The organism is Vibrio sp. 811 (assembly GCF_033339195.1).
The window spans coordinates 240,883-252,212 of the sequence record NZ_JAWOUB010000002.1; the positions used below are offsets into that span (position 1 = coordinate 240,883).

At 40.7% G+C, this 11,330-nt stretch carries 15 protein-coding genes; 7 read left to right on the forward strand and 8 right to left on the reverse strand.

Annotated elements, in window-relative coordinates:
* Window positions 1-24 precede the first annotated feature (24 nt).
* The 8 genes from R7Q46_RS04865 to R7Q46_RS04900 form a co-directional block, all read right to left on the reverse strand.
* Complete coding sequence (locus R7Q46_RS04865; protein WP_029833108.1) at window positions 25-927, reverse strand: hypothetical protein; 903 nt, start codon at window positions 925-927, stop codon at window positions 25-27.
* Entirely contained in the window at window positions 924-1,418 is a 495-nt protein-coding gene (locus tag R7Q46_RS04870; RefSeq protein WP_021453511.1) for a hypothetical protein, read from the reverse strand. The genes R7Q46_RS04865 and R7Q46_RS04870 overlap by 4 nt, the downstream gene beginning before the upstream one ends.
* Window positions 1,419-1,430: 12 nt before the next feature.
* Complete coding sequence (locus tag R7Q46_RS04875; protein ID WP_021486549.1) at window positions 1,431-2,498, reverse strand: hypothetical protein; 1,068 nt, start codon at window positions 2,496-2,498, stop codon at window positions 1,431-1,433.
* Window positions 2,498-3,937, reverse strand: a complete 1,440-nt coding sequence (locus tag R7Q46_RS04880) for a phage terminase large subunit (protein WP_318077339.1) — start codon at window positions 3,935-3,937, stop codon at window positions 2,498-2,500. Before R7Q46_RS04880 ends, R7Q46_RS04875 begins: the two co-directional genes overlap by 1 nt.
* Window positions 3,915-4,403, reverse strand: a complete 489-nt coding sequence (locus tag R7Q46_RS04885; RefSeq protein WP_005495382.1) for a hypothetical protein — start codon at window positions 4,401-4,403, stop codon at window positions 3,915-3,917. Before R7Q46_RS04885 ends, R7Q46_RS04880 begins: the two co-directional genes overlap by 23 nt.
* Window positions 4,404-4,862: 459 nt before the next feature.
* Entirely contained in the window at window positions 4,863-5,033 is a 171-nt protein-coding gene (locus R7Q46_RS04890) for a hypothetical protein (RefSeq protein WP_318077340.1), read from the reverse strand.
* A complete protein-coding gene (locus R7Q46_RS04895; protein ID WP_318077341.1) occupies window positions 5,030-5,848 on the reverse strand; it encodes a peptidoglycan-binding protein in 819 nt (272 codons plus the stop codon). Before R7Q46_RS04895 ends, R7Q46_RS04890 begins: the two co-directional genes overlap by 4 nt.
* Before the next feature lie 176 nt (window positions 5,849-6,024).
* Window positions 6,025-6,360, reverse strand: coding sequence for a YegP family protein (locus R7Q46_RS04900; RefSeq protein ID WP_005495385.1), 336 nt, complete (start codon window positions 6,358-6,360; stop codon window positions 6,025-6,027).
* Window positions 6,361-6,658: 298 nt separating this feature from the next.
* Here R7Q46_RS04900 and R7Q46_RS04905 point away from each other — a divergent pair, with 298 nt between their 5' ends.
* The 7 genes from R7Q46_RS04905 to R7Q46_RS04935 all read left to right on the forward strand — a co-directional run.
* On the forward strand, window positions 6,659-7,354 hold the full coding sequence (locus R7Q46_RS04905; protein ID WP_079853108.1) for an AHH domain-containing protein: 696 nt from the start codon (window positions 6,659-6,661) through the stop codon (window positions 7,352-7,354).
* A complete protein-coding gene (locus R7Q46_RS04910; protein WP_025525856.1) occupies window positions 7,354-7,923 on the forward strand; it encodes a hypothetical protein in 570 nt (189 codons plus the stop codon). The genes R7Q46_RS04905 and R7Q46_RS04910 overlap by 1 nt, the downstream gene beginning before the upstream one ends.
* Before the next feature lie 50 nt (window positions 7,924-7,973).
* The gene (locus tag R7Q46_RS04915) at window positions 7,974-8,336 is read left to right on the forward strand and encodes a hypothetical protein (protein ID WP_025525857.1); all 363 of its coding nucleotides are present in this window, start codon (window positions 7,974-7,976) and stop codon (window positions 8,334-8,336) included.
* Between the two features lie 130 nt (window positions 8,337-8,466).
* Window positions 8,467-8,775 (forward strand): hypothetical protein, encoded by a 309-nt coding sequence (locus R7Q46_RS04920; RefSeq protein ID WP_065765911.1) that lies wholly within the window; start codon window positions 8,467-8,469, stop codon window positions 8,773-8,775.
* 299 nt (window positions 8,776-9,074) lie between these two features.
* Entirely contained in the window at window positions 9,075-9,476 is a 402-nt protein-coding gene (locus tag R7Q46_RS04925) for a hypothetical protein (protein WP_065765912.1), read from the forward strand.
* Window positions 9,477-9,627: 151 nt separating this feature from the next.
* Window positions 9,628-10,404 carry a hypothetical protein gene (locus R7Q46_RS04930; RefSeq protein WP_065765914.1) on the forward strand — a complete coding sequence of 259 codons (777 nt, stop codon included), beginning with the start codon at window positions 9,628-9,630 and terminating at the stop codon, window positions 10,402-10,404.
* 500 nt (window positions 10,405-10,904) lie between these two features.
* Window positions 10,905-11,330 (forward strand): hypothetical protein (locus R7Q46_RS04935; RefSeq protein ID WP_318077346.1); only part of this gene is annotated, 426 nt, incomplete at its 3' end.

Genomic DNA, 11,330 nt, shown 5'->3' on the forward strand with positions numbered 1-11,330 from the left:
TAAATGTACGAATTGAGTTTTCGTTTACGCAGATTCGGCGTTGTTTGCCTGTTGGCCCATTTCGAAAATGGAGCCGTAGTCCTTCATGGCTTCACTATCTTTTGTGACAGAGACTTCACGACCACCTTCTTCCAGCTTGCCTTTGTTAAACATTGATCGTTCAATCAAAGGCCATGCAAGCTTGCGATCAATTTCGTGAGACTTAATACCGTCTTTGATGATTTTTTCTTTAACCGTATTGCGGTCACGCTCTTCTAATAAATCGAGCATTTTTTCATTTTTGAAAAAGGCGCGAACCGTGGCAGCCGCAAGACCCTGAGCGCGTTCAGCCGGTGTCTTAGCCCATTTTTCAACGTCTTCTTTGACTTCCTTAATATCAAACCAATCAGGAAACATTTCAGAGTTGTCTTCCATGAACTTGTCGAATTCAAGGTTGAACTTGATAGCGTCAGTTAAGTCCGCCTCTGTGTTCTCTTCTTCATTTTGCTTTTCTAGGCGTTGCTGAAGTTTTGCAAGAATGTCATCATCTTCATTCCCAGCCGTTGGCTTGCCACCCAACAGCTCAAGCAGTTTATTGACATCAGGCGTAGCATTAGGCTGCTGCTGTTGACCTCCGGTCAATAATTGCAAAAGCAACTCTGATGCATCATCTTTAGGTTGTTGTGGCTTACCACCAGCCAATAACTGCAATAATTGCGCATTCGCGTCATTTGGTTGCTGACCACCACTCAAGAGCTGTAACAGTTTCGGATTAATCGCATTTTGCTGCTGACCAGTAGCACCACTTAATAACGCAATTAATTGCTCCGTTGGATCCTGTTGTTGATTACCACTCAAAAGCGCGATTAGTGGGTTTTGTTGTTCGTTGCTAAATTGGTTTTGATTACCGCCGGCCAATAGTAGTGCAAGTAATTGATGTAAATTCATGCTGCTTTACCTCGATTGATTTTATTAACAATTTGCTGAGCGTGAGATTGCCCAGATGTAATCTTCATTCCACACTGACAGTTGTACTCAACCCCAAGCCCTAATTTTTCAGCCTGTTTAATGGTCATGCGTTTACCGTAGTGCAGAGCGTGCGTGGCGCGTTCCTCTTCTGCTGAAGATGGTTGCCACTCAATGATGATTTCGTCGGCGTGTTCTGAGCTTGAGAGGGTTTGAACAATCTCGCTGCTGAGCGTGCCAGTCATTGTGTTTTTGATGTTTGCTGCGAAATCCAAGTTTGATTTGTTTTTGGATTTTTCCAGCCTTTTGATCGTCATGTAGGCGTTGGACTTGGCGTCCATGAGAATTGAATATTTATTGATGAGTTTTAGCTGTTCACGCTGCATTCCTCCATGCTCGTTGTAAATACGCTCAAAATTGATCCCAAACCAATCAAGTAGGTTTTCAGCCATTGTGTAGGGATACAGATACATGCTGTCCCCTTACTAATTTTTGCTAATTCCTAGCTCGGCAATGGGTAGAACGGTTTCAACCATTTTTCGCTTTTCGTCGTCAGTGAAAAGCGAGCTCATTTCGATTGAATTTAAGAAGTTGGATATTTCTGGCAATTGTTCAATGTCGGGCTTAATCATAAAGTCGGCACCAAAGACCGATTCAAATACGCCCCTTAGTACCTCGTTAAAATCACGTACTGAAGCCAAGCGGTTTTGCTTGCGGTCACCGTCACCCGTTGAATTAAGGGAACCGACCAACTGACCGTTAATAAATGACATTGGACGGCCTGTTGCGTTACAGATTAGAGAGTAAGCGTACTCAAGCTGCTCCTTGACGGGCTTAACATCGACCTTTGGCATTTCCAAAGCCGATTGAGCATCAATGTACGCCACACTGCTTTTCTTGAGCGCATCGTTGATTTTATTGATTTGCGTTTCGACAGCCGTTAGCACCTCTTTGTCTGAAATGAGTTCACTCAAATCACTAATCTTCAGAAGTACAGCCCCGCCAACACGTATTAGCTTTGCTGCACCAACGATGGCATCAAACACCATTCCGAAATAGGCCTCTAACAATTCTGTCCGATGGAATTCTTCAAAATCCAACTCAACAAAATCGAGCTTATTTACTTTTTTAGCGAAAACGGTATACGTGCGCTCTTCGAAATAAAAAGCGTGCTCACGACCGTGGATTGGCCGCTTACGAAGCACAACCTTGCTCTCCTCCGACATAGCCTCAATGACGTAATACATCAAACCACGCTGTAGTTTTGGTGAGTGAGAATCGTAAATCGTTTTTGAAAAGTCCGAGCTTCCTATCTCATCTGGTATTGCGACAATTTCTAACGTCACATACATAATGCGCGAATAGAGCTCTCGAATAGCTATTTCAATATATCGCTCTCTTGCCAATGAGAACGGGTCAAATTCAGTAATAACCGGGAGCAATCGTGGGTCTTTGGCGCGAAGGAACTGGTAATATTTTTCAAAATCCTGTTTTTTGTCAGGAGGCGACTCAGAACCACCAGCTTTATCTTCTGGCTCGTCAAATATGCCCATTAGTGTCTACCTCTTATTTTGATCTTGTCTGAAACAATACCGCTTCTTACGGCGCAGTTTGTTGTAGCGTCCGGTGCATCATCATGCTCAGCGTCTTTATTAAATTTCTTGTGTTGGGTGAGCCATTCTTGATTTGACCAGTTTTCAACAAGGCGCAAACGCATTAAGTTCAAAAACGCTCCGACACGAAATATCCTGTCGTGCTTATTACCTAGCGTTGTACGTGGTATGGCATCAATGCCACGAACGGAGAAATAATCCTGAGGTGCTGTCCCGACTCCGTTGTCCTCGTAATAAAACTCAACAACCGGAAACGAATTGATTTTTTCGGCAATTTGGTCAATCGCTGAGTTCCAAGAATGAGGAAAGCAATATCCCCACGCGAATACGTATCCGCGAGTCTGGGAAACGAAGGATAGAGCCGTAAAGTCGCCGCCTTTGTAGGAAGGGTCCAAAAAGGCAACACACGGCAACAGCTCTTCATCTTCCTCAGCTGTAACCACCGGCGTTTCTGCGAATGGGTAGCCGGAAATTTTCGGTGAAGGCTCACCAAGCCAAACGTGTGGCCAAGTAACCTCGCCTCTCTCCCTTTCTGCTTGTTCAAGTAATTGGGTGTCTTGATAGCGATTAGGTAAATCGAAAATGTTGATATGCTTAATGACAGCTTGGTCACCAAATGCTCGCACTTTCGTGATTACCGGATCTTCTGCAAAGTTAGGGTTCATTGCGAAGAAGAAACGAGCTTCTGTTAAGTCAACTTCTTCCGCACCAAATGCCAATCTCAACAGGCGCTCATATTCAGACGTAAACAAAACATTGCCCGAACGGTTTACTGTAGGGAAAAGCACATCAAGAGAGTCTTGTGAAGCATCCTGCGCTTCGTCCATGAAGACCATGCGCACTTTATGCTTACCCTTAATTTTGTTTACTTGGCTAAATGCTGTTTTGCCGCCTGTCGAGCGCAAGCCAGTAAATGCAAATTCAACATTCGTTAGTTTGTTGATGATTTTGCTATGGGTAATTTTGAAATATTGTTCAAGACCAGCCTGCTTGATTAAGTCACTAACGACTGAGTGAACGGAATCTTCAATTGAAGTCTGGATTTCACGTAAAACCAAAAAAAGCGAATCACGGTATTTTTCCTCAAACGATTGTTCAAGCATGTAACAGATAATTGCGAAGGTTTTACCAGAACCGCGGCCACCTTTTAAAACGATGTACTTAGCAGCTTCATCACCGAATATCTTTCGGTAAATAGGAGGAATGCTAAATTTCTCTTTAGTCTTTAAAAGCATTTTCTTAGAAAACGCCTTTATCATTCTTCGTAGGTGTAATGCCTCTTTTTTGTTATTTCGTCTTTCTAGCTTTCCTATCAGACCGTCAACATCGACCTTAGCCAACATCTCTACAACTTCTTCAGGAGTTATCTGTTGACTCATCGTTAGTCTCTACTTCTAAAAAGGCTTTTAGTGCACTCCCCAAGTCCTGAGTAATGTCCCCAAGTTCTAAATCGTCGAAATCATCTGGCAAATCATCTTCCTTGTAATTCTCTCGATAATTTTTCGGGTCCAGTCTTCGAAGGCGAAATTGAAGCAGCGAATCTGAATAACGGCGAATAGGGACTATCTTGCTAATGGTCTTTCCGTCCTGAGTAACCTTTAGTGATTTGTAGTCAACGACACCATCAATGGCTCTTCGGTCAGCTTCCTTTTCAAGCTTCTCAATTAAGTCTGCTTTTGCGTCTTCTAACTGCTGAGCGAACGTAGGGTCGTTTTCAGAATAGTGATAAATAGAGCGACGATTGTAACCAGCGTTTTTAGCAGCCTCGCCTATAGTCGCTCCCTGTTCTAATGCTTCAAAAAATCGCTTGTCTCGTGCCCTCGTTCGTTTCGTCTGTCTGGACACTGAAAATCTCCAAATTTAGAAAATCTTTATTTTCGTTAAATGCGCTTTTGCTCTTTCTTGTGAAAAATGAGAAAAATAAAAATTAAAAAAAGCCGCAGCCGCTCCCATGATGTGGGAGTAGCAAAACGGCTTTTTCTAAAATCGTGATTTCCGAAAAGTGCACTTTTGATGCTTTTCGTTTGGGCTTGATATTCGTTTTGAACTAAAAGCGCATAGAAATAAACAATTAGATACTACTTTCTATAAGCTTTTGGGGAGTTATTGAGTACGCACAAGTACTCCTCAAAAACCGCTATTTCCCTGATTTTGGATCAACTTCGATTTTGCACTCTTTCTTTAGAATGATGTTTCCAGATGACCCTTTCTCTCCACATGAAGCCATTCCATTACGACTGTTTTGTTCTACGTGGTAACTAGTACACCCACCAGCTAACAAAACACTTAACATTAATAACGCTCTCATTTCTCTTCACTGTCTCCCGAGCACATACTGACAGCTCGCAAACCACTATCGTCAATTTTTACCGTGTTCTTGCACTGTGAGCCACTTACTGCCCCGTTCTCGACATAGGCTACCAATGTGCAACCATTGATGAGTAGTACAAACACAACCACTGCTAAAGTTTTCATTCTTCGCCCCAATAAAATACTGATTCAATTTTCTTCCATGTGTTTTTACCGACAATTCCATCATTGGAAAGGCCGTACTTGTTTTGAAACGCTTTAACGCTTGCTTCGGTACCATTACCGAAAATGCCGTCAGCATTTAAGCCAAGGTTTAGTTGTAGCTCTCGCACATCCACGCCGCGAGCACCATTTCTTACCGTTGTTCTATCCAGTGAAAATCCAAAAGCGAGTTTTAGGGCACGCTCAAAATCGTGTGCGTATCCGGCAATAGTTTCGGCTCTGTCAGTTCCGTTGATGATTCGACGAGCGTTTACATAATCGGGAATTTCTTGGTCTAAATAATCTGAATACTTTGAGCCGGTAAACAAGCCGGTGGCCATGCCAATTAAAGTCGCTTGTGCAGAGTAGATTGGAGTAAGCAGTAAGTTAGGGTTATTCACCAAGTCGACACCCAGCTCTAACGTATAAATGTTAAATAGCAACCGGCTTAAACGTTCGTAGTTGTATTTCCATGTGACCTGAACATCACCTCGCCCGTAATAGGCTTGCCCTGTTATTGGATCTGGTATCCCATACTCATGGCCAACGCCTTTACCATACTCCTCGACAGGCTGCATGTTGTATGCGGTTTCGTGATACACAGTAGCTAGTGAGTAGGCTAAGTAACTCAGTGGAATACGCATTCGTTTAGAGCGCAGTAAAAAGTAAGCAAGCATATAGCGCTCACAACCCAATGACTGCTCCTTTGTCATTTCACCCCGAAACAAAACTGCATTTATGCGCGTCGATACCGCTTGGGACGAGAAAAATTTCAACATTAGAACACTCTATTTTGGACATAAAAAAACCGCCACAATGGGCGGTTATAAGATAATTTAGATGTTGCAACAGTGAGTCGCGAAGTCTCATGCTGTCACAATAGACTGAAAAATTCGTAACGAATACCCTTTTCACATAATTAAAAGGAACTCATCGCGAACGACTAATTAAAGAATTATTGTGTAAGGTCTTCAATTGGTGCGTTTGGTGCGTTGGTTTTTACCGATTCAATACCGTTATCTCTCGACGCTGCGCTTTCATAAGATTGGCTTGTACCTATCACTTGATGGTTACCAGCTTTTAGGTTGAACATGTATTTCCCAGCTACAGTTTGTTTCCTTTCATATTTTGAATCGTCAGGCGCATTTTTTTTCACTGAATCAATGCCATTTTCACAACTTGATTTTGTTGTGTAGCCCTCACTAGCTAAGATATTTTGTCCATTTCCTGCTTTTAAACGAAAGCGATATTCTCCCGCCGTATCTTTATAAAGTTCAAATTTTCCAGACATAGAAGCCCCACAACATTATTGACAAATCAACCATTAAAGTAATAGATGTATGCACACCCGACCATATAAAACATAATCAATTTTTCAAAACTTTCAATTATGTTGAATGAGTAATGTGCACTCGCTTCTTTAGGTGTGCTCTCAAAGAACTTAATGCACTCACAAGTAGCTGCCATCTATAGAGTTATAAACAACCAAGGACATTTTTGAGAGCTAATTTCAATATCAATTAATTCGCGTTGAAGCTATCTGTAGTTGTGCATATGGTAAGCGCACAATCGTAAATGGAGATTATGTTGTGCAACCTAGAGGCAAACCACTTTCTATACCACTACGTCCCAAAAACCCAACGGCACTTGAACTAGCTGTACACCGATATGAGGTTTCGGCTATTAAACTTTATAATCAAAGTTTGGATGAGAGCGACCCTAAATCTTTAAAAGCATCTCAAGAGGATTTGAAACACCTCAAAACTTTGAGACGTAGCTTAAGCGCACAGGTATCATTACAAAAACAACTTACAGAATATCAAGATCGAAGCGCAGCTACTTCGCCAGACGATTTAATGGATGAACCTCATCACCCTACCCGTGTTTTGGCAAGAAACCTAACCAGTATCGGTGAAATCAAGCCAACTAAACGACATGATCCTCACCATATTATTATGGGAACTGGGCAATTCCGAAAAATGGAAATGATGCTTGCAAGACTCAACCTTCATACGTTTGGTCTTGGAATCAATGACCCATCCAATGGTGTTTGGTTGCCTCGAAATGTGAAAGACAAGGGACACTGGAGTTCTCCAGATGCTGAAGCACATAAAAAAGTTCATCGCTATAACTATGAAACATGGATAGTTACAAATTTAAGCAATGACTCTCTTAAAAAAGATGTGTTCATTAACCGTCTTCGTAATATCAAAATTAAATTAAAAACTTCTACTTACCCCGAAGGTATGATTTCTAGCAAAAACCCGAACTGGAATGGTGAATAATGAACGTCTACCAATTGAAAGAGATGCCGCATGATTACAAGGCTTTGCAATTAGGTCCAACGGAACTCTTCGGTGCCATAGGTAAACAACATCTAATGACCATACACCGCCAGCGCTCTCAGAACACGTCATTACTAGATATTTGGAAAAATGTATCCGCCTCATTCGATGACGTTTTAGGAACCAACGCTGACATCCCTGATGTGTCGCTGTGGTCTATGACATACCTAGTACTGTCCCATCGTGCTTACGAAATATTAAAACCCATCTTAGAAAATGAAGGTGAGTTTCTATTGGTAACTGTCGGAGAGGAACAAGTTTATGTCTTTAACTGCCTCTCCTTTGGCCAAGAAGACGAATCTGTTTGCGTGAAGAAATATCTTGATGGCATCGAAGATGGTTACGAAACACTTTATTTCGAAGAATCTGATATCGAGACGCGATATCTATTTAAATCACGACTTGAAGGTTGCCAAAGACTGTATGCCACTGAATCTTTTAAACGCTTATGTGACCACTATGACTTGCGTGGACTCCGGTTTGAAGAAAATTTACTAAGCGTGTTTTAGATAGCGCGATATAAGATTAATCCAACTATTTCATGGAAGCTGAGGAAATAATGAAGGAATTTGTAAAATGTACTTTTGGCGGTCTAAAAACGTCGTACTTGGTTAGACAATACATTTTCGGAGCGTTGATTGCTGTTGTTTTTTTCAGTGCAGCAACGAAGAATGGGCAGGATCTAAGCATCGCAACAATAGCGGTATTTACTGTTAATACTCTGTTGTACCCTTACTCTAGGTTTGTGTACGAAAGAATCGTAGAGTTTGTGATGGGCAACAACGTCTTCTTTGTTAATGCAGTATTGATGCTTACTGTAAAAGCTTTCACGATGGTTCTTTGCTGGGCAGCTGCTATTTTTGTTGCACCTTTAGGGCTCGCTTACATTTATTACCACCAATTGAAAACACAAAGTTCATAGAACGCTAAAGAGTGCTTACAACGCTTCTGGTTCTTCCTTATAGGTCAATTTTAGCGTTATGACTTAGGTTAGACTGTAGCGTTGAACACTCCTTAACTCATAGTTAATAGTATCTTTGATAGAGCAAACAATGAGCGAGCTTGTTGATATCAGCAAGCAGTTTTGGCAAATAAGTTTTGCTGTGACAGTAATATTCGCTGTTGTAACTCTAATTTTAGCTAAACACTCAGTCGATATGTTGGATAGCTTCCAATCTCCGGTTCGAGAAGCCCTTCTGAGTATTCTACGCCTTACCATTTATCAGTGGGATAATTACACTACTTTTCGGTTTTTGTACTATTCAAGGATATTTTCAGTCAAAATAGAATTAACAACGCCCTCAAAATTGAATCATAACGCTTGGCATATTTACGATTTAAAGTCTTTTGCAGTAACTTGAGCATTACACTGCTCTCGCCTCCCCCCTTGACTAGCTCTGCTTTTAGAAATCACAGTTGTCGAAACTCATAGAATTGATGCTTAGAAATCAGAAATTTAAGAGTTACTTTTTTCGTTCGTTAGTTCGAGGTAAAATGTAAAAATTGGAATCGACTTATCTATCAATGAAGTACGCTCAAACCTTACAATACCAGCATTCTTTTAACGGCCTAACAAATGAGTTCAATGGTTAATTATCGAACACATGAATAGTCCTCATATTGAGGTGTTCAAGGTAACGATATACGTAGTGGAGGAAAGATGTCTAAGTATTTAGTTTCTAATATCTCTGATCGACGTCATGCGAAGATCTATGGTACTAGTGCTTTCTTTGACTTGGAAAGCTCTCAACATGGGTGGGACGATTTCAGTAAAATTCAAGTTGGCGATAGCGTTTATGTCATAAACAAAAACAGAAACGTTACTGTTGAATATCAAGTAACAGAAATCAAAGACAACGTGCTCTTAGAAGAAGACCCTGTTTGGGGACATAAAGTTATCTCAACCAATGGAGGTAACACGCGCGTGTTGTTTGGAAAACCATTATCTAGAGTTGACCAAGAATATTCGTCGTTTGTTAAACAGAACAAAATTAAGAACCGCAAAATTAATCCAGAAACAGGAGTAATGTTGCAAGGCTTCAACTGTGCTGCTTTTCAGTAAATGTGCAAGAAAACTCCCAACAATTGGCGTTTCTAGCTCTGCATTGGGTTTCTTGTAGATACATCCGTATTTTAGGAGAGAAATATCGTTGAGCATTCCTCAATACGGGTTAGGAATAACACCTTTATAGATCTTAATGTTCGGTGTAAATATGAGTTATATCATTGCATTTGTATCTTTTCCTGAGTCTGATAAAGAGTTTCCCGTTCAGTGTTTTAGAACGGATGTTAAGCCCAACGATGAAGTTGTGGTAAGGCGAGCTGATGGAAAGTTGAGGTTAGCGAGAGTTCTCCACACTAAATATTTAAATTGGGATTGCAAAGGACGAATTGAATGTAAGCAAACTGAATGTACATTCAACCCTAAAGGCGAAATAATTTTACCTAAGGGGTGCCCATTAACTTACGGCCTATCTACCCCGGGAATCCTTATACAAGATCTTAAACAAAATCGTGGCTGGATTCAGATAAAGTCTCGTCAACGAATCTATAGGACGGTTTTGGCACATCTAAACGCAACTAGCATCGCATATATGTTTTTTCGAAAAAATGGCGTTGATCTACAAATTGTCCCACGAGTTGGAAATGAGGAAATTAAACCTTATAGCTTATACGATAGATCATTTACTGAAGGAAAAGTGGTAAGACATTCATTAGCTCACACTACTTTCAATTTGCTCGAAGGTTTATACCGTTTTTCAAATAGCTTTTTGAGTAATGAGAATGACCTAACTCGCTATTTTGTGCCTCAAGGGCGGTCTGATAAAAGAACGGAAGAACTGAAAAGTCAAGCTATTGAAAGAAAACATTCTAGAAATGAAATGATGGACATATACCATGCTTGTTCAAATGGTGGCGGAGGAGCTGCATATCTTGGTGATGGCCTTTGGATTTCATCTGATGGAAGCTTGCATGACTGGGGTAGGTAAATACAGTGCTCAATAAATTTTTGCTCACTAATTATAGTTGATTGATCGATGTCACTGCGAATGACCACAACTTGGCTTCATCCGCTGTCATCATAGTTTACTGGAAAGATAACCAGGCCAAATCGTGTACTTACATTCAGATTAGGGTAGTCAAAATGTAGGGAGTTGTTCGAAACCTTGGAAATTAAACCAAGCATAAGTTGATGGAGAAACTGCCATGATAATGCTGTTATAAAGAGCGGCTTCAACAATTAAAAGAAAGAGAAAGCATTCGAATCAGTAGCTAAACCTTGTCTTGATATATTCAAATATATCAAGATGTTCTACAATCCTACTCAAAGCTATACCTTCAATGGCTAAGTGGCACGAAGCAAGCAAGAAGAGCAATATTTAAAAGGCGGGAAATGCCTAATTTTTCAGGCCTTCCTATAACTATTCGAATGCTCTCCGTGAAAGCTAGTTTCACTAGTTGAATCTGACCAAAAGATGTGAACCAAACAATGCTTACTACATATATTATCTGTGGTTTAGTGGTATTGGTTGCCGTAATGACAACCTATATCCTGACCAATAAAAAGTACCGTGATACAAATTCAGTTCCACCTTCAGTATTCACTCAACAAGTCAATACTTTGATTTCTGACAAAGTAGCTCTTGAGAAATCACTCACTGATATCAAGCAACAGCTCAACGAAGCAACTAAGCTATCTACCACAAAAGATGAGAGCATCATAGAGGCTATCGAAGAACTTAAACTAGTTAAAGCTGAAAAAACACTTTTAGAACAAGAGCTTAAACAACTTAAGATTGCGCACAATTCGTTATTAGAAGAGAACGAACAATTGCCAGCAGAACCAGAACCAGAACCAGAACCAGAACCAGAACCAGAACCAGAACCAGAACCAGAACCAGAACCAGAACCAGAA